Here is a 26,098-nt window from a genome sequence, read left to right on the forward strand (position 1 = left end):
TCGATAATTTGGCTATGAGCGGTCGGCTGCCAATATTTTACTACTTTTGCACCTGAAATGATCGCAATAAACAATCTTACTTTTGAGATCGGTGCACGGGCATTGTATGATGAAGCCAACTGGCACATCAAACCCGGTGATAAAGCCGGACTGATCGGAGCCAACGGTACCGGAAAAACCACCCTGCTGAAGCTCATTGTCGGGGAATATTCACTGACGTCCGGCAGCATATCCATGGCGAAGGATATCAAGATCGGGTACCTCAACCAGGACCTGCTGTCGCATCAGTCGGACAAGAGCATACTCCACGTTGCCATGGAAGCCTTTGCGCGCCAAAATCAGCTCCATGGCGAGATTGAGCGGCTGCTGGAAAAACTGGAAACCGACTATTCCGATGACCTGATCCAGAAGCTGAGTGACAAGCAGACCGAATTTGAGGCCCTCGACGGCTATAGTATCGAATACCGCGCACACGAAATCCTGGCCGGATTGGGCTTCAGTGATGCCGACCAGAAACGGAAACTATCGGAGTTCTCCGGCGGGTGGCGCATGCGGGTCATGCTCGCCCGGATCCTGCTCCAGGCGCCGGACATCCTGTTGCTCGACGAACCGACAAACCACCTCGACCTTCCGTCCATTAAATGGCTGGAGAGTTACCTGCAGGCCTTTGAAGGGGCCATTGTCATTGTATCGCACGACCGTTACTTTCTGGACCGCGTGGTGACCACCATTGTGGAGTCGAAACGCGGAAAACTGATTCCATACGCCGGCAATTACAGCTTTTACCTGGAGGAAAAAGCACTTCGTGAAGAAATTCAGAGTAACCAGTACAAAAACCAGCAGGCCAAGATCAAGCAGGAAGAACGGCTCATTGAGCGGTTCCGCGCCAAAGCCAGCAAGGCCAAGATGGTGCAGTCGCGCGTCAAGGCCCTGGAACGCATGGAAAAAGTGGAAGATGTGGATGATTACAATCCCACAGTCAACTTCCGGTTCAAATTCAGCAAACAGTCGGGCCGCCATGTGGTACGGCTGGAAGACATCAGCAAGTCTTATCCGGGCATTTCCATCCTCCAGCATGCCAATGCCATCATTGAAAAAGGAGATAAAATAGCCCTCATCGGTGCCAACGGCAAGGGGAAATCAACCCTCCTGCGCATCGTCGCGCAGGCCGACAGCCAGTTTGAGGGCAAGCGTGAAACCGGGCATAACGTTACGCAGACGTTCTTTGCGCAGCATCAGCTGGAAGCGCTCCACCTCGACCATGAAATCTTACAGGAGCTGCAGGCCTTTGCACCAAAACATACCGAAACCGAGCTCCGGTCCATCCTGGGATGCTTCCTGTTTACGGGCGACGATGCCTTCAAGAAAATCCGGGTGCTCTCCGGCGGTGAAAAATCGCGCGTGGCCCTGGCCAAGGCATTGACCGCAGATGCCAATTTCCTGGTACTGGATGAGCCAACCAATCACTTGGATATCCAGTCGGTCAACATCCTCATCCAGGCGCTGAAACAGTTTGAAGGCACATTCATCCTGGTTTCGCACGACCGGTACCTGTTGGATAACGTGGCCAATAAAATCTGGTTTATTGAAGACCAGCAGATCAAGGAATACCCCGGAACTTATCAGGAATATGAAGCATGGCAGGCCAAACGGCAGCAGCCCCGGGCGGAGGAACAGCCGAAAAAAAAGGCACCGAAACCCGAGCCTGAGCCAGCCAAAACGGTTAAGCCCGACAGGGACCAGCAGACAAAAAAACTGAATAAAGCGTTGGCCGCAATTGAGACCCATATTGCCGAAAAAGAAAGTGCAATTTCGAGAGCAGAGTCACAGATCGCCGATGAACAGGTATACGCCGACCCCGCAAAGCTGGCGACGGCAACCCAGCAATATGACGCCTTAAAAAGTGAACTCCGCGCACTGCAGGCCGAGTGGGAAAAACTGGCCGAAGAAATCATGAAAATGGACTGATGAGAAAAATCGCCTTAGTACTGCTGCTTGTCCACTGCTGCGGACTGCTGTCGGCCCAGAAACAAAAGAAAAGAAGGGCCTCCCGCGAACGCAGTCCGCAACAGGAGCTGGTATACGACAACATCAATTACCTGCCCGTAATCCGGACCGTACAGCTGTACCCGGCGGAACAGGAAAATGCGCTGCCCGTTATCGAATTGCATAGCAACGATCAGCTGGAACTGGCATTTGACGACCTGCGGGGCGATATACGCAACTATTACCTCAGCATGGAGCATTGCGATGCCAACTGGAAACCCAGCCGGCTATCCCCGCTGGAGTATGCTTCCGGGTTTAACGAAGAGCGGGTTATGACGTATGAATCGTCCGTAAATACACTCCAGCCCTATACCCATTACCGCGCCAGTTTTCCAACGGAGAACATGCGTCCCAAACTTGCGGGAAACTACCTGCTTAAGGTGTATGAAGATGCGGACAAAAGCCGGTTGGTGATCAGCCGGCGCTTTTACGTGGTGGCACCCCTGATGATCGTCGCACCCGAACTCATTCCCTCGTTCGACGTCGCGAAGCGCCGAAGCAACCAAAAGCTTAACCTGCGGATCAATACGGGCGGACTTACCGTAAGCAACCCCTACCAGGATGTGAAAGTGCTGGTTATGCAAAACCAGCGCCCCGATGTACAGGAATGGCTCACCAGTCCACAGTTTGTCAATGGAAACGAACTGACCTATCAGGATAACCGTACCCTGGATTTCGGAGGCGGCAATGAATTCAGGTATATCGATCTGCGCAGCCTCCGGCTGGCTTCCGAACGCATGGCCGACATCGCCATCGACAGCACGGCGCGGGTCAACCTCGTGCCCGACATCAATTACCGTACAGCAGCGTACGCTTCCGTATTCGATGAGAATGGCGGTTTTTTTATCCGCAACCAGGATAAAGCCAGCGCATCGGCCGAGTCCGATTATATTGAAGTAACCTTTACGCTGGAAGACCGGGAACAGGTTCCCGGTACAATCTATGTGGTCGGCGGATTCAATAACTACCGCCGCGAACCGGCGAACCAGCTGACCCTCCGCCCCGGCACAGGCAGCTGGCAGGCCACCCTGCTCCTGAAGCAGGGCGTTTACGATTACGAATACGTGCTGGCCACTCCCGCCGGCGGAGTCGACCCCGCATTCTTCAGCGGCAACCACTTTGAAACCGGAAACACCTATCAGATTTTAGTCTACAACCGGCGGCCGGGCACCACATGGGATGAGCTGGTGGGTTACACCGAAGTGGACACCGAATCCGCAACCCGCCGTTAAGCAGCCCCCGGTACCGGGCGCGCCATTTACAGGGTTACCGCCAGCAGGGATTCCTGCAGTGTCCGTGAAATCCGGTTAAAATAACGCTTCTGCTTGTAACCCATCACCCACTGAACGCCGTGGATGGCATTGGTGTGGAATATCTCATCAGCCTCATTCAATATATCCGGACTGATCTGGGCTTCAATCACTTCCATTCCCTGGCTCACCGCCAGGTCAATCACTACCCGCCGCATTACCCCTTCGATACACCCCTCGCTCAGCGCCGGGGTATACAGTTTCCTATCGTACCACACAAACACGTTCGAATTCATCGATTCACATAAAAAGCCTTCCTGGTTCAGGAGCAGCACATCATCCAGTCCATTTTTTTTGCGGTACAGACCAGCCATTACATAAATCAACGCATTGCTCGATTTCAGCTTGGACAGCGCGCTCACCGGTTTGCGGTATTCGCTGTACACGTCGATAATCAGTCCCAGTTTCCGGTGTTTCACATCATCCGGATCGAGCCGCGACGCCGTCAGCACATACGCGGCATTATTCTGCTGCGGACTGTACAGCCCGCCACCGTCGCGGTAGACCTGCAGCCGGAGGCGGACATGCTGGCCTTCCAGGTTGTTTTTCCGGATCAATGCCTCCGCATGGCTGTTAATAAACTTTTCATCAAATGAACCGGGGGCCGATAACTGGAGCATGCGCATGCCCTCGTGCAGCCGTTCCAGGTGGTAAGCCAGGAAACGCACCTTCCCCCCCATCCAGCGCATGGTCTCAAAAAGCCCGTCGCCATACCGGAACGCGCGGTTATCTGTCGTGAGTACGGTTTCCTTTTCGGGTAGTAATTTTCCGTTGAAATCGATGTAGTGTACGGCCATGTAATCTTATAATATCAAAAAGTCGTTCTGTGTTAGTTATTGTGTGGATGGGAAACATACCCCTGCCATTTCTCCAGGCATAGCCGGAAATCGTCGGGAAGCGGAATTTCAAAATCCATCTTTTTCTTCGATACCGGATGGATGAATCCCAGGCTCCGCGCATGGAGCGCCTGCCGCGGCAGCAGTTCGAAACAATTTTCCACAAACTGTTTATACTTAGAAAAAACCGTGCCTTTTACAATACGGTCGCCCCCGTAGACCGCATCGTTGAACAACGGATGGCCAATCGACTGCATATGCGCACGTATCTGGTGCGTCCGGCCGGTTTCCAGCTGGCATTCAATCAGCGTCACATACCCCAGGCGTTCCAGCACCCGGTAGTGGGTCACCGACCATTTTCCCTTCTCCGGATCGTCGTACAGCGCCATTACCCTTCGGTCCTTCACACTGCGGCCAATGTACCCCTGCACATCGCCGTCCTCGGCAATGTCCCCCCAAACCAGGGCCGTGTATTTGCGTGATATCGTATGTTCAAAAAACTGCTTGGCCAGGAAGGTCATCGCCCATTCGTTTTTGCCGACCACCAGCAACCCGCTGGTATCCTTGTCGATGCGGTGCACCAGTCCCGGCCGGCCGTCATTGCCGGGCAATTGTGGAAAATGGGCAAAATGGTACACCAGCGCATTCACCAGCGTACCCGTATAATTGTTAAAGCCCGGATGTACCACCATACCGGCCGGCTTGTTCACAATCAGCAGGTCGTCATCCTCGTATAAAATATCCAGCGGGATATCTTCCGGATAAACCTCCGTATCCCGCGGCGGGTGGGGCAGCACCACGGAAATGACATCCAACGGCTTTACCTTGTAGCTGGCCTTGATCGGCTGGTTATTAACCAGTACAGATCCGGCGGTAATGGCATTTTGGATCCGGTTCCGGGAGGCATTCTCCACCCGGTTCATTAAAAACTTATCGATGCGCAACAGCGCCTGCCCCTTGTCTACAACAATGCGCAGGTGTTCAAATAAATCCTGTTCGTCCGAGTCCTGGAAATCCGCTTCAGCTACCATGCCGCAAAAATAGCGGAAAGCTCCGGATTTTGGGATATTTCGTTGGAATCATTATTGCCATTGCCTAAGTTTGCCGGTCAAGATGCTTCCGTTTGATTTCCATAGCCCGGTAGAACCCCTGCACTTTCCGCTGTTCGACGAAAAGCAGGTCCGTGTTGACGTGAAGCGGGACGATCTTATCCACCCCTTCATTTCCGGCAATAAGTGGCGTAAGCTTAAGCATATCCTCCACGACGCACAGGAAGCGGGCAAAAACCACCTGGTTACCTTTGGTGGTGCATGGTCCAACCACCTGCTCGCAACCGCCTGCGCCGGCGCTAAATTCGGGTTCAGCACCACGGCATTTGTGCGGGGCGAAGAGGTATCCAACCCCGTACTGTCGTTATGCCGCATCTTCGGCATGGAGCTTATTTTTGTGTCACGCAGCGCCTACCGAGCTAAAGAAACGCTGTTTGAAACACATTTCGGAGGTAACCAACAGGCTTACTGCATCCCCGAGGGCGGCCATTCCACTGCCGGCGCGCAGGGCTGCAGCGAACTCCTCGACGAGCTCCATCACGAATATGACCACATCTGGTGCGCATGCGGCACCGGTACCACGCTGGCCGGACTCGCAATGGGCAAACTGCAAAAAGGACTGAAGGCCGCACTGCATGGCGTCCCGGTATTAGCCAGCGGCGATTTCCTGAACGATGCCATCCGCGGATTATATCCGTCGCTGCCCCCGAGTACCGTCACCCTGCATACCAGTTACCATTTTGGCGGGTATGCCAAAAGCACGGCCGAACTGCTTCGCTTTGTCCAGGGCTTCTGCGCCCATACCGGTATCCTCATCGAGCCCGTATACACCGGCAAGCTATGTTACGCGTTATTTGACCGCATCGCCAACGACTATTTCCGGCCCGGCGACCGTATCCTTCTGCTTCATACCGGGGGAATTACCGGCATACTGGGCATGCACGAGCAGCTGGCGCAGCACCAAAATTCTACAGAAAAACTATTCTGAGTAAAATTATTTTAGCTAAGTTTGGGTCTAACCATCCCGTACGAGGCCATGTATAAACTGTCTGTATCCCCCAAACACGTACATGAAACCCTGGGCCGGCACATACTGGCCGATGGCTACGACATTGTCCTCGACATGGATAAAAGCCAGGGTGTATGGATTTACGATGCCAAGCACGACCGCCGGCTGCTTGATTTCTTCACCTGCTTTGCTTCCGTGCCGCTGGGCTACAACCATCCGAAGATGAAAGACGATCCGGCGTTCGCCGCCAGCCTGCTCAACGCCGCGCTGACCAACCCATCCAATTCGGACGTATACACCCAGGAATATGCCCAGTTCGTAACCACATTCGAACGCGTGGCTACCCCCGCCTACCTCCCCCATGCCTTCTTCATTTCCGGGGGTGCACTGGCGGTAGAAAACGCACTGAAAGCGGCCATGGACTGGAAAGTGCAGCAGAACTTCCAAAAAGGGTATTCACGGGAAAAAGGCACCAGCGTATTGCATTTCCAGCGGGCCTTTCACGGCCGCTCCGGCTACACCCTGAGCCTCACCAACACGCAACCCGGAAAAACCAAGTGGTTTGCCAAGTTCGACTGGCCCCGGGTAAGTTCGCCCCACCTGGAATTTCCGCTGACCGAAGAAAACCTCCGGAATACCGAGCGGCGCGAGCGCGACACGATCGGCCAGATCAAGCGGGCATTTATGGACCATCCCGACGACATCTGCGCCATCATCATTGAACCCATACAGGCCGAAGGCGGTGATCTTCACTTCCGCCGCGAGTTTATGGAACAACTGCGGATCCTTGCGGATGAAAATGAAGCGTTGCTGATCTACGATGAAATACAGACCGGTGTAGGGCTCACGGGCACATTCTGGTGCCACGAGCAGTTTGGCGACAGGGCGCGGCCCGACATCATTGCTTTCGGGAAAAAAATGCAGGTATGCGGCATACTGGCCGGTCCGCGCATTGATGAAATCGAAACCAATGTCTTTACCGTCGCCTCCCGCATCAATTCCACCTGGGGCGGCAACCTGGCCGATATGGTACGCGCCACGAAGATGCTGGAAATCATCGAAGAAGACGGGCTGCTGGCCAATGTAGCACAGACCGGACAATACCTCCAGCAGCAATTGCAGCAGCTTGCCGGCCGCCATCCGATGGTATCCGGCGTACGCGGGCGGGGCTTGCTGTGCGCCTTTGACCTTCCGGACAAAACGCTGCGCGATACGTTTCTAAAGAAAGGGATTGAATACGGCGCCCTGTTCCTTGGCTGCGGAGAACACGCCATCCGGTTCCGGCCCGCACTGATTGCCACAGAAGCGGATATTGACGCCGGCATGGCAATTGCCGATCGGGTTTTGTCCGCTATTTAGTACCTTTGGCACATTTAGCTAATGAATTCAACATACCGAAAGCTCCTAATTACTGCCGCCATTGTGCTGATCGCAGCGTTTATCCTAAAAGATATGCTTTTCCAGCCCGGTATCGGTGAATTACCGGGTAACTTTAACGAAGTTGCCTTTGTGCGCAATGAGCAGAATAAAGGCGGAATTATCCGGATTTATGCCATTTCCGTATCGGACACGACAAATGCCGCTTACCTGGCATGCGGCGACCTGATGCCCCATAACGAATACGGTAGCAAAACAACGGTTTATTTCTTTGAAAAAGGCAAACCCACGCCCGATGTGCTGCAACTGGATTCCCCGCATTTCGATCAGCTCAAATACCACCCCGTTGCGGTATACATTAAAAACGAACAGGGCGTTGCCTCGCTTACGACAACGCCTTAGTTATTTTTGGATATGTTGCTGTGGCTGGCTGCGGCTACCCAATGTCATTAGCCATAAGAACATTGGCTAATTCGTTCATAAGCCAGGCTTTAACGTTTCCATCAGCTTAGCTTATTGACCAGACGGAATTCTTCGACTCCCCTTCGAGTGTTGTTCGAGTCCGCTTCGACTCTTCTTCGAGACTTGTTCGACCCTTGTTCGAGTCGGCTTCGACCGCGCTTCGGGGCTGCTCGATATGCAATCCGTTGCGTTCCGAAGAAATCCGAAGGATTCCCGGGACAGTCCCGAATGAATCCCGAACAATTGTCGAAGCAGCCTGCAATATCGGACGAAGCGGAGTCGAAACCGGCATTGTGGTTTTTTTACATTTAATTGGCTTTCGATATGCAGCAACCAATACCTAATTGAAAACCGTACCCATATTCATTACCGCAGGCTAATTGTAGCGATTCCTGCTTGCTTTCCCCCTGTCGGCATTAATAGGGAGGTCGTATGATTAAACTGAGAAGTGAACTCAAGTGGCACATCATGCGTATAAAACTGGAGCTGTATCGGTTTAAGTTGAGAAAGGTCAAATCCTGGTATTTCAATTTCGCTTGCAATATTCGGGAAATTAAAAGCTTGCTGTTCCTGCGAAGCAAAAACAGCAACTTCGATATAGCCTTCTCCAGTGCCGGTATATGGCTTGTTTTCAAACAACACCCGGTAATAGTCGAATTCACCACTGGCGTTCAGGTCAAAATCAGTAATATCCGGCTTAGTCACATTGGCCTGAAGATCCCAGGGTGTAATATCATCCGGGATACCCTGACGATAATAATTATTGAATTGTGTACGATCCTGGACGTAGGTAATAATGCCATTTAGGTCTTCCACCAGATTTTCTGGATAGAAAATATCAACGGAATTACCGGAAATTTTTTGTTTGCAAACGTATAGAACTCGTCGTAACCCCTGCTAACCTGACCATAAACGGTTATACTGGCATCAGTAGCACCTGCCGGTACCTGGATGGTTTGCTTCGAAGGAATGAGATTGGCCTGCGCAGCATCCAATTCTACCTTGGCACTACCTGCCGGAATATCGAATAAGCCGTACCGACCAGTGCCGTTTTGCTCGATGAGGAGCAGGCTTTTGCTGCCCGAGGTATATGGCAACGAATAATCATAATCCGGACTCACCGGAAATTGATAATAGAGGGTATTCGTACTCACCAGCATATGATCGTATTCCGGCATATTTTTAACCGTGATTGGAATCGCCTCTTGATATTCATTCAAACGGCCTTTACCTGCCTCAAGGTTTTTGGCACTCAAGTGGGCTCCGCGCTTGATTTCCACAAAATATTCAATCTTAGGCAGCAGATCCGCTGAGGTAGACACGCGCGTCAGGTTGATTTTGTTGCCATTGAACGCTTCGGAAGGGTAGATGGATACGATGTTGTTATGTGTTCCGTCGTTAACAAAATTCGCACGGCCGACGATCTGCCCTATCGAATCCGTGATAAAATAAGCCGACGCATCACCCCCGACTAACAAATCCCGGTCGATTTTGACCAACGCATTGCTGACAATCACACTCGCTGCCTGTTCCTTTTTATTACCGGCTTCATCGCTGACAACTACCTTCAAATTATAGGTGCCATCCGGCAAATCCAGCGTATTCAAGCTTAGGGAAAGTGAATCCGCCGCTGCTGAAGCTACTAATTCGTCATTGGCAAACACTTCGATGCTTTTGATGCCCGAGCTATGCTCCGCTTTAATTTCTGCTGTCAGGGTATTGCGCAGGGTATCGTTTGATTTGATCCCGGTGACAGTCAATCCAATGGGTGTTAAATCCGGGGGATCTACCTGATTGATTTCTTTGCTTTTGCTGCAGGAAAGCGCGAAGGCCAGCGCCGACAGGCACAGCGTACTTGTTGTAACTCGTTTCATAACTGATTAGTTGGTTCTTATAATTGGTTGTGCTGATTTAAGCTGAAGCGGACCTAACTAAAATCCACTATATTTCAAAACAAAAAAGGTGCTGCCCTTTTCGGGCAGCACCTGACAATAACTTACTGTATATAAGCCGTTACGGACGGCTGTGGTAATTCGGTGCTTCTTTAGTAATCGTGATGTTATGCGGATGACTCTCCCGGAGGCCGGCACCGGTTATCTTTACAAACCGCGCTTTCTGCAGGTCGTCGATGGTGGCCGCGCCACAGTAGCCCATGCTGGCCCGCAGCCCGCCGACATATTGGTAAACTACCTCGGCAAGCGTGCCCTTGTAGGCTACGCGGCCGACGATCCCCTCGGGAACGAGTTTTTTGATATCGTCCTCGACATCCTGGAAATAGCGGTCCTTCGAACCGTGCTCCATGGCTTCTACCGACCCCATACCGCGGTAGGATTTAAACTTCCGGCCTTCGTAAATAATGGTTTCGCCGGGCGCTTCCTCAACGCCAGCAAACAGTGATCCGGCCATTACTGTACTTGCGCCCGCGGCAATCGCTTTGGCAATATCTCCGGTTTGCTTGATCCCGCCATCGGCGATTACCGGAACGCCGCTGCCGCGGAGTGCCTTAGCTACCTCATATACGGCATACAGTTGCGGAACGCCTACACCGGCGATGATGCGGGTGGTACAGATGGAGCCTGGACCGATACCTACTTTAACGGCGTCGGCTCCTGCCTCGGCCAGTGCGAGCGCAGCATCCCCGGTTGCGATATTCCCAACGATGACCTGCAGGTCGGGAAACGCGGCTTTTACTTCCCTGAGTTTATCGATCACCCCTTTGGAATGTCCATGTGCGGTGTCGATGGTAACCACATCCACCCCTGCCTTAACCAATGCTTCTACCCGCTCCATGGTATCTGCTGTTACGCCCACTGCGGCGCCGACCAATAGCCTGCCATGACTGTCTTTGGCCGCATTCGGAAAATGTTTGTATTTCTGGATATCCTTAAACGTAATAAGGCCTACGAGGATATGCTCATCATCAACAACCGGCAGCTTTTCGATCTTGTGATTTTGGAGGATGCTTTCTGCTTTCAATAAATCCGTACCCACTGGCGCCACCACTAATCCTTCGCGGGTCATGAGTTCGCTGATGGGCCGTTTCATGTCCTTTTGAAAACGCAGGTCCCGGTTGGTCACAATGCCGACCAACTTATTTCCTGCATCTACAATGGGAATACCACCGATTTTGTGGTCCTTCATGATTTTGAATGCATCTCCAACGGTCGCGTTTGCATTTAGTGTCACCGGATCCTGTATCATGCCGCTTTCCGATCGCTTGACTTTGCGCACTTCGGCAGCCTGGTTGGCAATGCTCATGTTTTTGTGCAGCATTCCTAAGCCGCCGGCCTGGGCGATGGCAATAGCCAGGTCTGCGCCGGTCACGGTATCCATTGCCGCGGAAACCAGTGGAATATTAAGCCTGATGGCTCGGGTTAATTGCGTGCTGGTATCCACATTTCTGGGCAATACTTCGGAATATGCGGGAATTAACAGTACATCGTCGTAGGTGAGGCCCTCAGCTACGAATTTTTCGGGATCTAAATGCATGGCAAATATCTGTTGGGGTTACTATTTGCCGGGCAAATTTACTCATTTTTTATATTTCCTGCAATACATGACAATATAATACTGCATGAAAAAGCACATTCTTCTTTTTTGGTATTTTTTTTGCGGCTATGCCGTAATGCCTGCTTGGCATTAACTGTTTAAACAATCATACAAAATTAACAACTATGAAAAAACTTACACTTGCTGCTTTCTGTGGATTACTGATGCTGGCCTTTCAATTTGAGGCCAAAGCCCAGTCGTACCGTACCGGTGCGGGCCTGTTTATTGATGCGGGTGACGGACGGACGTTTGTAGGGCCGCATCTCAAGCATTTCTTCTCTGCGAACAATGCGGGTCAGTTCATGATTCTATTTGCCGACCGGACCACGCTTATCGGAGCGGAATATTCTTATAATCAAGGGATATCCGGAGCAAATGGCCTTTCCTGGTATATTGGTATTGGACCGCAGGTAGCTATCCGCAAAGAGAACTCCGAGTTTGCAATCCGCCCGCTTGGTGGTCTGGAGTTCAAAATTCCTTCGGCCCCGATAGCGGCCAGTTTCGATTGGCGTCCGTTGTGGGCACTGGGAGAGTACTCTGATTTTATACCCGGACGTTTCGGCATTGGGTTTAAATTCACGTTTTAACCAACCCCATTGATCAGATAACATAACCCCGCAATTGCGGGGTTTTTTGTTGTACTTTTACCGGGAATTAGCACATCTTATGCACCGGAACATAACTACCCAACGCATTGCCATTGGCATCGCATTTTTCGTTTACGGATTATGCTTCGCTTCGTGGGCATCGAGGATCCCGGACATCCGAAATATGCTGGGTTTGTCGGAAGCGCAACTGGGCTTTGTGTTGTTTGCGTTACCGGTGGGCACACTGGTTTCACTGCCCGCGTCGGGCTGGCTGGTCGGCCGGATCGGCAGCAAGCGGATTGCGATTGGCGCTGCTGCCTGTTATGCCCTGCTGTTAATCGGCATTGGCTACTGGAACAACATGTATGGCCTGATGGTGAATTTAATGTTTTTCGGGGCTGCCGGCAATCTGCTCAACATTTCGGTCAACACCCAGGCCGTTGCACTGAGCAAGCATTACGAAAAACCAATTATGGGTGCTTTTCACGGCATGTGGAGTATCGCAGGGTTTGTCGGCGCGGGCATTGGGGCCCTGATGATTGACGGACAGGTCTCTCCTTTCCATCATTTCATATCAATTGCCACGCTAACGCTGGTATGCGCCGCAGGGATATCGGCATACCTCATTGCCCACGACGAAGCACCTACAGACCAACGCGAACCCTTGTTTTCCATACCGGACAAGCCACTGGCCATATTGGGCGTGATCGCGTTTTGTGCTATGATCGGGGAAGGAGCGCTCTACGACTGGAGTGGTATTTATATGGAAAAGGTGGTCGGGGCAAAACAGGAACTGGTTGGTTACGGTTTAAGTGCTTTCTTGTTCAGTATGGCAGCCGGGCGGTTTTTATCAGACTGGACAGTGCGCCGTTTAGGGTATAAAAACACATTGCTGTTCAGCGGGGGGATGACATCTGCAGGTCTGCTGATTGCCGTTGCCTTCCCTGGTTTCGGCTCGGTCATCTTCGCCTTTTTACTCGTAGGGATCGGCTCCTCGGCCATCATTCCACTGGTATACAGTCTGGCCGGGAAGTCAGGGAAGCTCTCGCCGGGCGCTGCACTGGCGGCGGTAACGACCATCGGTTTCTGTGGTTTTCTGATCGGTCCGCCACTCATCGGTTTCATGGCCGAATTCATTGGCCTGCGCATTGCCTACGCAACCATCGCCTTCATGGGAATTATCATTATGCTGCTGACCACCAAGATAAAAGGCACAGCTAATTAGGCCGTTCCGGCGGTTTGAAGAAACTGTAAAACTCCGCTTTATATATACATTTTTTTTATACCTTTGCCATCTTGACAAAAACGCATACAATTAAAAACAAACGAATACAAGCTAACGAAAATGCAAGGTAAAGGGTTGATTAATTTTTTGGTAATAGTAGTCACCATAGCGTGCCTCTATTCCCTGTCATTCACGTTCGTGACCCGCAAAGTAGAACGTGATGCAGCTGCCTATGCCCAGGGGGATATTGCAAAAGAAAAAGCATACCTGGATTCCATGGCCGGTGAAGTAGTGTACAATTTAGGTGTTGCGCAATACACGTACCGCGAAGCGAAGGGAAATGAAATTGCGCTCGGGCTGGATCTGAAAGGCGGCATGAACGTAACGATGGAAGTGTCGTTGCAGGAGCTGATCAGGAACCTGGCGAATGATCCCAAGGACGAAAACTTCAACAAGGCGCTCGAGGAAGCTACCGTGCGTAGCCGATCCAGCCAGGACAGTTATGTCAGCTTGTTTGTCGATGCATATAGCACCCTGAACCCGAGTGGTTCACTGGCCACTTTCTTTGCTACCAAAGATAATGCGGCATATGTAAAAGCTAATAGTACCAATGCACAGGTACGGACCTTTCTCGAAAGTCAGGCCAGCAGTGCCATTGATAATACGTTCCAGGTATTGCGGACCCGTATCGATAAGTTCGGGGTAACTTCACCCAACATCCAGATGCAGCAGGGCACCAACCGTATCCTGATTGAGCTTCCGGGTGTAACCGACGAAAGCCGTGTACGGAAGTTATTACAGGGTTCGGCACGCCTGGAGTTCTGGGAAACCTACGATAACATGGAGGTATACTCCATGTTAGACAACGTCAACCGCGCGTTGGCAGCAACGTTAAAGGACGCAGACGCAACAAAAGCAGTGGTTGGGTCTGATACAACGAAGGCATCATCCGGCCTGCTGGCAACGCTGGGTGGCGGAGCAGATTCCCTGAATACCGACTCATCAGCCAATGCGCTTGCGCAGCAAAATCCGTTGTTCAGCCTGCTGAACCCGTCAACGGCCATGGCACCCAACAACCAGGTAGTACTGGCACCCGGTCCAATTGTAGGGTTTTCGCAGCTACGTGATACGGCCAAGGTAAACCGCCTGCTGGAAAACCCGGTAGTAAAACAGATTATCCCGGCAAATGTGCAGTTGCTGTGGGGTGTCAAACCCAGTCCACGTACACCAAATCAGCTGGAACTATACGCTGTTAAGCCTACCGGCCTTGAAGCCGGACCGGTACTGAGCGGCAATGTCATTACCGATGCGAAGGACGATTTTGACCCGCAGTCAAACAGCCCGATGGTAACCATGTACATGAACAGTGAGGGAGCAAGGGAATGGCGCCGGATTACGGCATCGGCATCTGCTGATCCGAACAATAAACGGGCGATTGCGATTGTATTGGACGGTGTGGTTTATTCCGCACCTACGGTACAGGGTGAGATCCCTAATGGCGTATCGCAGATTACCGGCAATTTCAGCATTGAAGACACAAAAGACCTGGCGAATGTGCTTAAAGCCGGCCGGTTGCCGACAACGGCGAAAATTGTGGAAGAAGCCATCGTAGGACCATCACTGGGACAGGCAGCGATTGATGCCGGGGTCAATTCATCTATCATCGGTTTGGTTGTCGTGCTGATCTTCATGATTCTGTATTATAACCGTGGTGGATGGGTAGCCAACATTGCAGTATTGTTCAACGTGTTCTTTATCATGGGGGTGCTGGCATCACTGAATGCCGTGTTAACTCTGCCGGGTATCGCGGGGATCGTACTGACGATGGGAACAGCTGTGGATGCCAACGTGTTGATTTATGAACGGATACGGGAAGAGCTGAATCTGGGCAAATCTGTCCGGCAGGCCATTGCCGATGGTTATAAGCATGCCATGTCCTCTATCCTGGATTCACAGATTACGACCTTCCTTACCGGTCTTATTCTCTTTTTCTTTGGCAGCGGCCCCATCCTGGGCTTCGCTACTACGTTGATGGTGGGTATCATTACCTCGCTGTTTACCTCGATTTTCATTACACGCGTCATCTTCGAATGGATGCTGGCAAAAGACTGGAAAATTACCGTATCGCGGCCATGGAGTGAAAAGACCCTGCAGAACGCCAATTACGGTTTCGTGCAGAACCGCAAGAAATTTTACCTGTTCTCTGCCCTGTTTCTGGTGATTGGCATCATATCCATCTTCACGAAAGGTTTCAGTCTTGGTGTGGATTTCCAGGGTGGGCGTACGTATACGGTACAGTTTGAACAGCCGGTAGACCTGGAAGAGGTACGTGATAACCTGAACGATATTTTCCAGATGAACACGGAAGTCAAAACGTTCGGAAGCGCTAACCAGGTGCGGGTAACCACGGCATACCATATTGAGGAAACCAGTGATGAGGCCGACTTGGAAGTGTTGAGTAAGCTGAATGAAGGACTGTCCAAGATATCCGGCAACGCACATGAGATTGTAAGTTCGCAGAAAGTAGGGCCTACCATTGCTAACGACATGAAGATGCGTGCAATATATGCCGCCATCGCTTCCATTATCGTGATTGCACTGTATATTTTGATCCGGTTCCGGAAATGGCAGTTCAGCGTGGCGGCCGCCATCACGACGGCTAATGACGCGCTGATCATCCTTGCATTATTCTCCCTACTCGATGGTATTGTTCCGTTTTCACTGGATATCGACCAGCATTTTGTCGCGGCCATCCTTACGGTAGTGGGTTATTCCATTAACGATACCGTGGTTGTATTCGACCGCCTCCGGGAATACCTTGGGATGCCATCCCGTAAAAAGGATCATATCGGCGATACGGTCAATCTAGCCATTAACCGGACACTTAGTCGTACCGTGGTAACGTCACTGACGGTTATTTTCGTACTGGCCGTACTTTTTGTATTCGGGGGTGAAGTGATCCGGGGCTTTTCATTTGCCATCCTGGTCGGTATCATCGTGGGAACGTACTCTTCTATCTTCCTCGCAGCACCATTGATTGTTGACCTGCAGGGCAAGACACCGGAAGGGGATACTGCTGCAGCAAAAGCAGCGAATGAAACCTCGCTTAAGCCGGCCAAGGCTTAATGACTAAGTTATACTAAAAATAAAGAAGGCTATTGGGATCCCAATAGCCTTCTTTATTTTCAGCGTGATAATTATGGCCGGAATCAACCCCGTTTTTCAATTATAATCCTATTTTTGTGGCATTGTAACCAAATAGCGCCTATCGGCCGACTGTACGCTATACGATGCAGCGGCTAACTGACGGCGGTAACCGTTTTCTCCTACGTTCCTTAGTGTCCTTGGCCCTGGAACTGTTCAGGGAAGGACAATTATGCAAATAACCAACTAAATAGCCATTCATGAAGTTACACACAAAGATTTTTATTGGTATGGTATTCGGCATTGCGGCCGGACTGATCATTAAAAGCCTTGGATTGTCCCCTGCTACGCTGGATACCATCATCCATTGGGTAGAGCCGATCGGCCGTATATTCATGAACCTCATCTTCATGATGGTTATTCCGCTGATCCTGTCCGCGCTCATTCTCGGCATTGCGGAAATCGGCGACGTAAAAAAGCTCGGCCGGATGGGTATGAAATTACTGATCTATACCATCGTGGTGAGTTTTGTCGCAGTGATGATCGGCATCACCATGGTCAATGTTTTCAATCCCGGCAGCACGATATCGGAAGATACCCGGGAATACCTCATTGGCCAGTTCGGCAGTGAGGCCGCAGCAGCAAATGCACAGGCCGTTGAAATAGAACAGGACGAACGGACGATCGGTGATATTATTGCCCAGATCATACCCCGCAATCCTTTCCAGGAAATGGTCAACGCCTTCGATGCGGGACACACGGGCGGGGGGCTGCTTTCTGTTATGTTCTTCGCGCTGATCTTCGGCATCGCCATGGCTGCCGTAGGTGAGGAAAAGACAGCCACGCTGAAAAGCTTTTTGGAGGGACTCTATGAGGTCGTGATAAAAGTCATTGGCTACGCCATGGCGCTGGCGCCTTACGGTGTTGCCGCACTGCTGTTCAATATGGTACTCAACGTAGGTGCCGATTTCCTGCTCTCCCTGCTTTGGTATGTGCTGATTGTACTGGGCGCATTAGCCATTCACCAGTTTGTTGTGTATTCCATTGTGCTTAAATATTTCGCTAAACGCAATCCCGTCACGTTCATGCGGGATATTGGCGAGGTCACGCTTACGGCGTTTTCCACCAGCTCAAGCAACGCTACCCTACCCACGGCCATACGGGTCAGCATCGAAAAACTCAAGATCCCCAAACCGATTGCACACTTCGTGCTGACGATCGGAAGCACAGGCAACCAGAACGGAACCGCCCTGTTTGAAGGGATCACCGTACTGTTCCTTGCACAGGTATTCAATGTCGACCTGAGTATCGGCTCCCAGATCACCGTGGTATTCTTATGTATACTGGCCGGTGTGGGGACAGCTGGGGTACCCGGAGGATCGTTGCCGGTAATTGTGACCATTCTCATCTCCATCGGCGTGCCGGGGGAAGCCATTGCCCTCATTTATGGGGTCGACCGGATACTGGATATGTCGCGCACGGTATTAAATGTTAACGGTGACATTACGGCCGCTGCCTATATCCAGCATGTCGAGGAAAAAGCCGGACGGCTCCATGAGGCACCGGCCGGCGGCACACAGCAGGAATAGAAGCCTCCATCCACCCCCTATTTCACCTTGGTTTTGTTTGTAATTCCAATGGATTATCCATATATTTGTCATACTAATTATTATTGTACGAATGGAACAATATAACGCTTATTCCCAGCTACTGGAACGGACGGCCCGCCGGGTAAAACAGTACGCGCAGTATCAGTTCAATTGCCAGCAGTTCGGAATTACGGTCGATCAGTGGACGATTCTGAAAAACCTGAACCAATATGCCGATCTCGCACAAAAGGAACTGGCCGAATACTGCGAAAAAGACCAGCCGACACTGACACGTATCGTCGATCTGCTGGTCGGGAAGCAGCTGGTGGAACGCCGGCCCCATCCAAACGACCGGCGAAGCTTCGTCGTTCACCTGACCCCAACCGGAAAGGCCAAGGTGGAAACGCTTTCCGGCCAGGTGGGCACAATACGCATGCAGGCCTGGAAAAACTTAAACGAAGCCGATTTTGAGCACTTAAAACGAATCCTTGACACCATCTATGATAACCTGGATGTACGAAAAGAGGAAACCGGTCGGGTTCCGGCGACGGAATGGCTGGCGGATAAAATAGAATAGCACATATGAACAAGACCATGATAACAACGGATATCTGCATCATCGGGGCTGGCCCAGTGGGACTGTTTGCTATTTTTGAGGCCGGACTACTGAAAATGCGCTGCCATTTAATTGATGTGCTGCCGCAGGTAGGCGGTCAGCTGTCGGAGATTTATCCGCACAAACCCATTTACGATATCCCCGGATATCCCGCTGTTCAGGCGCAACAGCTGGTAGACAACCTCATGAAACAGATCGAACCATTCAACCCTTCCTTTACGCTCGGTGAGCGGGTTGAATCACTGGAAAGGCAGCCCGATGGTTCTTACCATATCGGCAGCAATGAGGGAACGGTTATTCATGCACAGGTGATTGTTATTGCGGCCGGGCTGGGTTCATTTGAACCGCGTAAGCCGGAAATTCCGGGGCTGGCAGCCTTCGAGGGTAAGGGAATCAGCTACATGGTCCGGAACCCCGAAACATTCCGCGATAAGCGCATCGTGATTGCCGGCGGCGGTGATTCCGCATTGGACTGGACCATATTTCTCAGTGACATTGCCGCAGAGGTAACGCTGGTACACCGCAGTGACAGCTTCCGCGGAGCGCCTGACTCAGCGGAGAAGGTTTTCAGTCTCGGCAACACCGGCAAGATCAGGCTACTGCTCCAGAGCCAGCTCAGCAGTGTCCATGGCAACGGAAAGCTGAGCCACGTGGGGATAACCGGAAAAGACCGGACTGAATACCGCCTGGAAACGGATGCACTGATCCCGTTATTCGGACTGAGTCCGAAACTCGGCCCTATCGCCGACTGGGGATTAACCATCGACAGGTCTGCCATTGCCGTCGATACTGTCGATTATTCCACGGCCGTAGAACGGATCTATGCCATCGGCGACATCAATACGTATCCCGGTAAACTGAAGTTGATTCTGTGTGGCTTCCATGAAGCCGCGCTGATGGCCCAGAGTGCGTTCCGGTATGTACATCCCGATGAACGGTTGAGTTTCAAATACACAACCGTGAACGGGATTAATGCGTTTTAATGATGAACTTTTAATAATCAATTGACATGAATGAGCTAATTCATATTTCCGTGGAGAATCAAGTGGGTGAAAGCCATCAGCTGGCCATCCCTACCGACATCAATCTCAGCCTGATGGAGGTGTTGAAGGCGTCAGAATACGATATTCTTGCTACCTGCGGCGGCATGGCGCTGTGTGCGACCTGCCATATCCAGGTGATCGACGGGGCAGAACAACTGGCTCCGTTGACCGAAGCTGAACTGGATATGCTTGATACGCTTCCGGATGCCGCTGGCAACAGCAGGTTATCCTGTCAAATCCGGATGTCGCCTGCACTGGACGGCTTAAAAATCCGCATATTTGGAAACAATTGACAGGACCCACGGGTTCCTGTTAAAGGGAGTTGCACAAAAAACACAGACACATGGAAACAGCAGACACCAAAAGATTTCCCCGGGTAGTGATCATCGGTGGTGGATTCGGCGGCATCGAAGTAGCAAAAGGCCTTAAAAACAAAGAGGTGGAAGTCCTGCTTCTCGACCGGAATAACCACCACACCTTCCAGCCACTCCTCTACCAGGTTGCTACCGGCACCCTGGACGCACCCTCCATTGCCTTTCCACTCCGGAAGATGTTCAGGAAACAACCGAACTTCAAATTCCGGATGACCGAAGTGAAGGCAATAGACGACAAGCGGAAAGTGCTGGATACCGATATCGGGCCGATTTCCTACGATTACCTGGTCATCGCCACCGGCGCAACAACCAATTTCTTCGGCAACCAGAGTGTTGAACAATATGCTATGCCCATGAAAAGCGTACGGGAAGCGGTCAATATCCGCAGCTTCCTGTTGCAAAATATTGAGGAATCGCTGTTAAAAACATCCAGGGAGGATCGGGAGGCATTCCTGAACATTGTAGTGGTGGGTGGCGGTCCGACCGGCGTCGAACTATCAGGTGCTATTGCGGAAATCCGCAATCATATTCTCGTAAAGGACTACCCTGAACTCAAAAAAGAAGACATGACGGTTTACCTGGTCGAGGGCTTACCGCGTGTATTAAATGCACTGTCGCCACAGGCTTCTGAAAAGGCGGAATTGTACCTCCGGGAACTGGGCGTGCGCGTGCTGTTAAACGAACAGGTAACGGCATACGACGGGGAAGCCATCCACTTTGCGAATGGCCGGCACATTAAAACCCGGACGGTACTATGGTCGGCCGGCGTCAAAGGAGAAATTCCGGAGGGAATCGATGCACAGACAATTGTGCGCGGAAACCGCATACAGACCGATGAAACATGCCGGGTACTGGGCATGCGCGATGTATTTGCAATCGGTGACGTATCCGCTATCATCACCGAGGATACGCCAAGAGGACATCCCGGTGTGGCGCCGGTAGCCCAGCAGCAGGGAAGATTACTCGCCAAAAATATCGTACACCTGCTCCAGCATCAACCAACGGAGAAATTTAAGTATTTCGACAAAGGTTCCATGGCCACCATTGGCCGCAACAAGGCCGTGGTGGACATCGGGAAAATCCGGTTTCAGGGCTTTTTTGCCTGGTGGGTATGGATGTTTGTCCATTTAATGTCGCTTGTGGGTTTCCGGAACCGGGTTGTCACATTTATCAACTGGGTAATCAGTTACGTGACCTTCAATGCCGGCATCCGGCTGATCATTCACAAATACGTCCGGAAGACACCCCGGGAAGCGGCGGTTGCGGAAGAGCAAATCACATAAAAATATTGTAATTTGCAGCCATGGACAACAAGACAATTGCACGGACCTTCAGGCTGTATGGGCAATTAATGGAGCTGCATGGTGAAAATCCGTTCCGCACGAAGGCCATTACTTCTTTGGCTTTCAAACTGGACAAATTTCCCTTCGCCCTGAATAAGCTTTCGACGGAAGCGTTAAGCGAATTGCCGGGAATTGGCAAAAGTACGGCACAGAAAATCACCACACTGCTGCAACGGGGCTCTTTTGACGAGCTGGACTCCCTGCAGGCAGCCACTCCGGACGGCATTCTGGAAATGCTGCGCATAAAGGGCCTGGGAGCAAAAAAGACACAGGTCATCTGGCGGTCATTGGGGATTGAGTCTATGGGCGAGCTTTATTATGCATGCAATGAAAACCGGCTGGTAACGGTAAAGGGATTCGGGTTAAAGACACAGGAAGAAATCAAAAAAATCATCGAATTTTCGATGGCAAACCGGGGATGGTTCCTCTACGCGAGTATTGAAACCGCGGCTGCCGGGATTCTGGAACAGCTGCAGCATGTGCTGCCCCCGGAGACACTGATAGCATACACAGGCGAATTCCGCCGGAAAAATGAAATACTGCAATCGGTAGATATCATTGCGGCCGTTGAACACCGGCAGCTGGAGCAGGCAATCGCCCGCATAGCCACATTGACCGCAGTGTCGGGCAATACCGACACCTACCTGGAGGCGACCGACAACAACGGGCTTCTATTCCGGTTTCTCGCCGTCGATGCCAATGACTTTCACCAGCAATGGCTCATCAGCACCGGAGCACCGGAGCACGTTGCTTTGCTGGAACAGGCCGGCGGCGGACAGCTCCCCAATCTCGAATCGGAGACCGCCATTTACCGCGGCCTGGGGTTTGATTACATTGAACCCGAACTGCGTGAAGGCGGCAATGAACTTGATCTGGCAAAATCGGGCGCCTTACCTACCCTGATTACGTACCGTGATCTCCGGGGAGCGCTGCACAACCACAGCACCTATAGCGACGGGGTAAACACACTGGAAGAAATGGCGTTGTATTGCCGGGATGTGCTGAAGCTGGATTACCTGGGGATATGCGACCACTCGAAGACAGCGGTTTACGCCAATGGACTGCCCGTTGCGCGTGTCCAGCAACAGTGGGCCGAAATTGAAGCCCTCAACAACAAGCTTGCCCCGTTCCGTATATTTAAAGGCATCGAATCGGACATTCTGAGTGACGGCTCACTGGATTACCCGGATGAGATACTGGCCGGGTTTGATTTTGTGGTGGCTTCCATCCATGGGAATCTGAAAATGGAAGAGGAAAAAGCTACGCACCGATTGCTGAAAGCGATTGAAAACCCGTATACCACCATACTCGGACACCCTACCGGCCGGCTGCTGCTGAGCCGGCCGGGATACCCCATTGACTACCGCCGTGTCATTGACGCCTGTGCGGACCACGGCGTGGTAATGGAGATCAACGCAAACCCGCTACGGCTCGATCTCGACTGGCGATGGCATCGTTACGCATTGGAAAAGAATGTGTTATTGTCCATCAATCCGGATGCGCACCGGGTTTCGGGCTTCCACGACATGCAATATGGCATATATGCCGCCCGCAAAGGAGGGGTAGCAAGTAAAAACTGCCTTAACGCTTTTTCGCTGGCGGAGATTTCGGCATTTTTCCAGCAGCGCAGCCAGCGCGCTTCGTCCCTGTCCGGCAACCGGCAATCCATCACTGATTTACCTTAGAAAACGCTTTTCGACGATGAAAAGACTGTTGACCATATGCCTGCTCTGTTGCGTGTTTGCCAGCGCACAGGCCCAGCTGTTGGATGGGCGGGAAGCATTCGGGCGGGCCGATTCGCTGCGGGGGCAGCTCACCGACCTGCGCACATGCTATGACATCAATTATTATCACCTTGACGTGCGTGTTGATCCGGATCAACAGACGATCAGCGGGTCAAATCTATTCCGGTTTACGGCAACTGCTGATTTTACCGCGCTGCAATTCGACCTGTTCGACAACCTGGACATCGAGAAGATAGACTACCACGGCGAGGCACTGCCCATTGAAAGGGAATTCAATGCCGTGTTCATTCGTTTTCCGGCAAAAATAGCGGAAGGTCGCGTCGATTCCTTTACGGTATATTATTCCGGGCGCCCCATCCAGGCCAAAAAAGCACCCTGGGATGGCGGTTTCGACTTTAAAAAAGACAGCAATGGAAATCACTGGATCGCGACTGCCTGCCAGGGCATCGGGGCCAGTGCCTGGTGGCCCAATAAAGATCACCTATCGGATGAAGTGGACAGCATGCTGATCAGTGTCCGGGTACCAAACGGGCTCGTCAACGTGTCTAACGGACGGCTGCGCGACCGTACCGATACCGGCGACGGATATACCCGGTTCGACTGGTTTGTGAGCAACCCCATTAATAACTACAACGTTGCACTGAATATCGGCGATTATGTGCACCTGGCCGATACGTTCAGGGGTGAACTGGGTATCCTCGACCTGGACTATTGGGTCCTCCGCGGAAACGAGGCAAAAGCCCGTGCACATTTCGGGGCAAACGTAAAACCGATGCTCCGGGCATTTGAATATTGGTTTGGCCCCTACCCGTTTTATTCGGACGGCTACAAACTGGTGGAAACACCATACCTGGGCATGGAACACCAGAGCGCAATTGCCTATGGCAATAAATACCAGAACGGCTACCTCGGCGTGGATGGCTCCGGTACCGGCTGGGGCAATAAATGGGATTTCATCATTATCCATGAAAGCGGCCACGAATGGTTCGGTAATAACATTACCGCAAGCGACCTTGCTGATCTGTGGATTCATGAAAGTTTTACTAACTACTCGGAAGCATTGTATATCGACTATTATTTCGGCAAACGTGCCGGGCAGGAATACCTCCATGGCAACCGGCGCAGCATCGAGAACCGGACGCCACTGATCGGCCATTACCAAGTGAACAATGAAGGCTCGGCCGATATGTACAACAAAGGCGGTGTATTGCTCAACATGGTGCGGACCATTATTAATGACGATGAAAAATGGCGACAAATCCTGCGCGGACTAAACCAAAAGTTCCGACATCAGACAGTAAATTACACAGATATAACCGCTTATATAAGCAAAAAATCCGGAAAAGATTTTTCCAAAATATTCGCCCAATACGTACTTCACCCCCATCTTCCGAAACTGGAGTTCCGTTTTGACGGGAGCGGCCGGGCCTCATGCCGGTGGATCGCCGACGTGGACGGCTTTGACATGCCGGTGCGTATACGGAAAAAAGGTGATAAATACCAATTTATACAGCCCTCCGAAGAGTGGACCCCCATTCCCCTGGAAAACCTGACCCAGGAAAACATCGAAGTCGATACATTCAACTACTATATCGACGTATTGGCAGGCCCGTAATCCGGATTTGGCTATCTCCGCCAATACTTTCCCTATCCATTAAAAAATCACATAATTCTACTGAAAAATATAAGTTTTTTGGTTAGGTTTGCACATTCTTTAAATTTGCTTTATATACTTGCTACATGGGTTTGTTTAACTGGTTCACTCAGGAAGTTGCCATCGATTTAGGTACAGCCAATACACTCATCATACATAACGACAAGGTAGTGGTGGATGAACCGTCCATCGTTGCGTTTGACCGCACAACGAATAAGGTAATCGCCATCGGTAGGCAGGCCATGCAAATGGAAGGCAAAACCCACGACAACATCCGCACGGTAAGGCCATTGAAAGACGGTGTCATTGCTGATTTTAATGCGGCCGAACACATGATCCGTGGGATGATTAAAATGGTCAACAATGGAAAAGGATGGTTCTTCCCGTCCCTGCGCATGGTGATCTGTATCCCCTCCGGCATTACGGAAGTAGAAAAGCGCGCCGTGCGCGATTCCGCTGAAATAGCCGGTGCAAAGGAAGTATACCTCGTACACGAACCGATGGCCGCAGCCGTGGGCATTGGCATTGACGTTGAAGAACCCATGGGCAACATGGTCATTGATATCGGTGGCGGGACTACGGAAATTGCGGTTATCGCATTATCGGGTATCGTATGTGACCAATCTATCCGCGTAGCGGGAGATAACTTTGATTCTGACATCGTACAGTATATCCGCCGGCAGCATAACATCATGATTGGCGACCGTACGGCGGAGAAAATAAAAATCGAGGTCGGGTCCGCCCTGCCCGAGCTTCAGGATCCACCGGCAGATTTTGCGGTCCAGGGCCGTGACCTGATGACTGGTGTACCTAAACAGATTACGGTGTCGTATACCGAAATTTCCCATTGCCTGGACAAATCGATTTCCAAAATAGAAGAGGCGATATTAAAAGCGCTGGAAATTACGCCACCGGAACTCTCCGCTGACATCTATCAAACAGGCATTTACCTTACCGGTGGGGGCGCGCTGCTGCGCGGACTGGACAAGCGGATTCAGGCGAAAACCAAGCTGCCCGTACACGTGGCAGAAGATCCGTTGCGTGCAGTTGTGCGCGGCACAGGGATTGCGCTGAAGAACATTGGTGTGTTTAAGTTTTTAATGCAGTAAACCAGCAATTTGGCTTTCAGCTGGCAAAGCT

Annotated in this window: 21 protein-coding genes; 16 read left to right on the forward strand and 5 right to left on the reverse strand. The window is 51.5% G+C overall.

Annotated elements, in window-relative coordinates:
- Positions 1-57: 57 nt before the first annotated feature.
- A complete protein-coding gene (locus NEV57_RS03400) occupies positions 58-1,968 on the forward strand; it encodes an ABC-F family ATP-binding cassette domain-containing protein (protein ID WP_257656869.1) in 1,911 nt (636 codons plus the stop codon).
- Positions 1,968-3,278: a type IX secretion system plug protein gene (locus NEV57_RS03405; protein ID WP_257656870.1), complete on the forward strand. Its 1,311-nt coding sequence runs from the start codon at positions 1,968-1,970 to the stop codon at positions 3,276-3,278. Before NEV57_RS03400 ends, NEV57_RS03405 begins: the two co-directional genes overlap by 1 nt.
- Positions 3,279-3,304: 26 nt before the next feature.
- Here NEV57_RS03405 and NEV57_RS03410 read toward each other — a convergent pair whose 3' ends face one another.
- Together NEV57_RS03410 and NEV57_RS03415 are read right to left on the reverse strand one after the other, a co-directional pair.
- On the reverse strand, positions 3,305-4,153 hold the full coding sequence (locus NEV57_RS03410) for an aminotransferase class IV (protein ID WP_257656871.1): 849 nt from the start codon (positions 4,151-4,153) through the stop codon (positions 3,305-3,307).
- A gap of 32 nt (positions 4,154-4,185) precedes the next feature.
- Positions 4,186-5,223 (reverse strand): RluA family pseudouridine synthase, encoded by a 1,038-nt coding sequence (locus tag NEV57_RS03415; protein ID WP_257656872.1) that lies wholly within the window; start codon positions 5,221-5,223, stop codon positions 4,186-4,188.
- Positions 5,224-5,305: 82 nt separating this feature from the next.
- On the opposite strand from NEV57_RS03415, the gene NEV57_RS03420 reads away from it, so the two are divergent.
- From NEV57_RS03420 to NEV57_RS03430, 3 genes are read left to right on the forward strand one after another with little or no spacing between them, the layout of a single operon-like run.
- Positions 5,306-6,229, forward strand: a complete 924-nt coding sequence (locus NEV57_RS03420; protein ID WP_257656873.1) for a 1-aminocyclopropane-1-carboxylate deaminase/D-cysteine desulfhydrase — start codon at positions 5,306-5,308, stop codon at positions 6,227-6,229.
- Positions 6,230-6,250: 21 nt separating this feature from the next.
- Positions 6,251-7,609, forward strand: a complete 1,359-nt coding sequence (gene lat / locus NEV57_RS03425; protein WP_307876378.1) for an L-lysine 6-transaminase — start codon at positions 6,251-6,253, stop codon at positions 7,607-7,609.
- A 21-nt stretch (positions 7,610-7,630) separates the two neighbouring features.
- Complete coding sequence (locus NEV57_RS03430; protein ID WP_257656874.1) at positions 7,631-8,029, forward strand: hypothetical protein; 399 nt, start codon at positions 7,631-7,633, stop codon at positions 8,027-8,029.
- A 426-nt stretch (positions 8,030-8,455) separates the two neighbouring features.
- Here NEV57_RS03430 and NEV57_RS03435 read toward each other — a convergent pair whose 3' ends face one another.
- The 3 genes from NEV57_RS03435 to guaB all read right to left on the reverse strand — a co-directional run bounded on the left by NEV57_RS03435 (position 8,456) and on the right by guaB (position 11,578).
- Positions 8,456-8,905, reverse strand: a complete 450-nt coding sequence (locus NEV57_RS03435; protein WP_257656875.1) for a hypothetical protein — start codon at positions 8,903-8,905, stop codon at positions 8,456-8,458.
- Entirely contained in the window at positions 8,893-9,963 is a 1,071-nt protein-coding gene (locus NEV57_RS03440) for an Ig-like domain-containing protein (protein ID WP_257656876.1), read from the reverse strand. Before NEV57_RS03440 ends, NEV57_RS03435 begins: the two co-directional genes overlap by 13 nt.
- 139 nt (positions 9,964-10,102) lie before the next feature.
- Entirely contained in the window at positions 10,103-11,578 is a 1,476-nt protein-coding gene (guaB, locus tag NEV57_RS03445; protein ID WP_257656877.1) for an IMP dehydrogenase, read from the reverse strand.
- 185 nt (positions 11,579-11,763) lie between these two features.
- Between guaB and NEV57_RS03450 the strand changes: the two genes are divergently transcribed.
- From NEV57_RS03450 to NEV57_RS03500, 11 genes are all read left to right on the forward strand, one after another.
- Positions 11,764-12,225 carry a hypothetical protein gene (locus NEV57_RS03450; RefSeq protein ID WP_257656878.1) on the forward strand — a complete coding sequence of 154 codons (462 nt, stop codon included), beginning with the start codon at positions 11,764-11,766 and terminating at the stop codon, positions 12,223-12,225.
- Positions 12,226-12,304: 79 nt separating this feature from the next.
- Complete coding sequence (locus tag NEV57_RS03455; protein WP_257656879.1) at positions 12,305-13,450, forward strand: MFS transporter; 1,146 nt, start codon at positions 12,305-12,307, stop codon at positions 13,448-13,450.
- A gap of 120 nt (positions 13,451-13,570) precedes the next feature.
- Positions 13,571-16,576 carry a protein translocase subunit SecDF gene (gene secDF, locus NEV57_RS03460; protein WP_257656880.1) on the forward strand — a complete coding sequence of 1,002 codons (3,006 nt, stop codon included), beginning with the start codon at positions 13,571-13,573 and terminating at the stop codon, positions 16,574-16,576.
- A gap of 278 nt (positions 16,577-16,854) precedes the next feature.
- Positions 16,855-18,183: a dicarboxylate/amino acid:cation symporter gene (locus tag NEV57_RS03465; protein ID WP_257656881.1), complete on the forward strand. Its 1,329-nt coding sequence runs from the start codon at positions 16,855-16,857 to the stop codon at positions 18,181-18,183.
- A gap of 91 nt (positions 18,184-18,274) precedes the next feature.
- A complete protein-coding gene (locus NEV57_RS03470; RefSeq protein WP_257656882.1) occupies positions 18,275-18,760 on the forward strand; it encodes a MarR family winged helix-turn-helix transcriptional regulator in 486 nt (161 codons plus the stop codon).
- Between the two features lie 17 nt (positions 18,761-18,777).
- Complete coding sequence (locus NEV57_RS03475) at positions 18,778-19,782, forward strand: NAD(P)/FAD-dependent oxidoreductase (protein WP_257657036.1); 1,005 nt, start codon at positions 18,778-18,780, stop codon at positions 19,780-19,782.
- 26 nt (positions 19,783-19,808) lie between these two features.
- Positions 19,809-20,135: a 2Fe-2S iron-sulfur cluster-binding protein gene (locus NEV57_RS03480; protein ID WP_257656883.1), complete on the forward strand. Its 327-nt coding sequence runs from the start codon at positions 19,809-19,811 to the stop codon at positions 20,133-20,135.
- 50 nt (positions 20,136-20,185) lie between these two features.
- Positions 20,186-21,499 (forward strand): NAD(P)/FAD-dependent oxidoreductase, encoded by a 1,314-nt coding sequence (locus tag NEV57_RS03485; protein ID WP_257656884.1) that lies wholly within the window; start codon positions 20,186-20,188, stop codon positions 21,497-21,499.
- A gap of 20 nt (positions 21,500-21,519) precedes the next feature.
- Entirely contained in the window at positions 21,520-23,244 is a 1,725-nt protein-coding gene (locus NEV57_RS03490) for a DNA polymerase/3'-5' exonuclease PolX (RefSeq protein ID WP_257656885.1), read from the forward strand.
- A gap of 16 nt (positions 23,245-23,260) precedes the next feature.
- Complete coding sequence (locus NEV57_RS03495) at positions 23,261-24,919, forward strand: M1 family metallopeptidase (protein ID WP_257656886.1); 1,659 nt, start codon at positions 23,261-23,263, stop codon at positions 24,917-24,919.
- 125 nt (positions 24,920-25,044) lie between these two features.
- Positions 25,045-26,067, forward strand: coding sequence for a rod shape-determining protein (locus NEV57_RS03500; protein WP_257656887.1), 1,023 nt, complete (start codon positions 25,045-25,047; stop codon positions 26,065-26,067).
- The last annotated feature ends 31 nt before the right edge of the window (positions 26,068-26,098 follow it).

This window comes from Parapedobacter lycopersici (genome assembly GCF_024643285.1).
Taxonomy (GTDB): Bacteria; Bacteroidota; Bacteroidia; order Sphingobacteriales; family Sphingobacteriaceae; genus Parapedobacter; species Parapedobacter lycopersici.

Bases quoted from the DNA above. Each gene is read 5' to 3' on its own strand.
- NEV57_RS03400 (WP_257656869.1), top strand. From the start codon at position 58: ATGATCGCAATAAACAATCTTACTTTTGAGATCGGTGCACGGGCATTG.
- NEV57_RS03405 (WP_257656870.1), top strand. From the start codon at position 1,968: ATGAGAAAAATCGCCTTAGTACTGCTGCTTGTCCACTGCTGCGGACTG.
- NEV57_RS03410 (WP_257656871.1), bottom strand. From the start codon at position 4,153: ATGGCCGTACACTACATCGATTTCAACGGAAAATTACTACCCGAAAAG.
- NEV57_RS03415 (WP_257656872.1), bottom strand. From the start codon at position 5,223: ATGGTAGCTGAAGCGGATTTCCAGGACTCGGACGAACAGGATTTATTT.
- NEV57_RS03420 (WP_257656873.1), top strand. From the start codon at position 5,306: ATGCTTCCGTTTGATTTCCATAGCCCGGTAGAACCCCTGCACTTTCCG.
- NEV57_RS03430 (WP_257656874.1), top strand. From the start codon at position 7,631: ATGAATTCAACATACCGAAAGCTCCTAATTACTGCCGCCATTGTGCTG.
- NEV57_RS03440 (WP_257656876.1), bottom strand. From the start codon at position 9,963: ATGAAACGAGTTACAACAAGTACGCTGTGCCTGTCGGCGCTGGCCTTC.
- guaB (WP_257656877.1), bottom strand. From the start codon at position 11,578: ATGCATTTAGATCCCGAAAAATTCGTAGCTGAGGGCCTCACCTACGAC.
- NEV57_RS03450 (WP_257656878.1), top strand. From the start codon at position 11,764: ATGAAAAAACTTACACTTGCTGCTTTCTGTGGATTACTGATGCTGGCC.
- NEV57_RS03455 (WP_257656879.1), top strand. From the start codon at position 12,305: ATGCACCGGAACATAACTACCCAACGCATTGCCATTGGCATCGCATTT.
- secDF (WP_257656880.1), top strand. From the start codon at position 13,571: ATGCAAGGTAAAGGGTTGATTAATTTTTTGGTAATAGTAGTCACCATA.
- NEV57_RS03465 (WP_257656881.1), top strand. From the start codon at position 16,855: ATGAAGTTACACACAAAGATTTTTATTGGTATGGTATTCGGCATTGCG.
- NEV57_RS03470 (WP_257656882.1), top strand. From the start codon at position 18,275: ATGGAACAATATAACGCTTATTCCCAGCTACTGGAACGGACGGCCCGC.
- NEV57_RS03475 (WP_257657036.1), top strand. From the start codon at position 18,778: ATGATAACAACGGATATCTGCATCATCGGGGCTGGCCCAGTGGGACTG.
- NEV57_RS03480 (WP_257656883.1), top strand. From the start codon at position 19,809: ATGAATGAGCTAATTCATATTTCCGTGGAGAATCAAGTGGGTGAAAGC.
- NEV57_RS03485 (WP_257656884.1), top strand. From the start codon at position 20,186: ATGGAAACAGCAGACACCAAAAGATTTCCCCGGGTAGTGATCATCGGT.
- NEV57_RS03490 (WP_257656885.1), top strand. From the start codon at position 21,520: ATGGACAACAAGACAATTGCACGGACCTTCAGGCTGTATGGGCAATTA.
- NEV57_RS03495 (WP_257656886.1), top strand. From the start codon at position 23,261: ATGAAAAGACTGTTGACCATATGCCTGCTCTGTTGCGTGTTTGCCAGC.
- NEV57_RS03500 (WP_257656887.1), top strand. From the start codon at position 25,045: ATGGGTTTGTTTAACTGGTTCACTCAGGAAGTTGCCATCGATTTAGGT.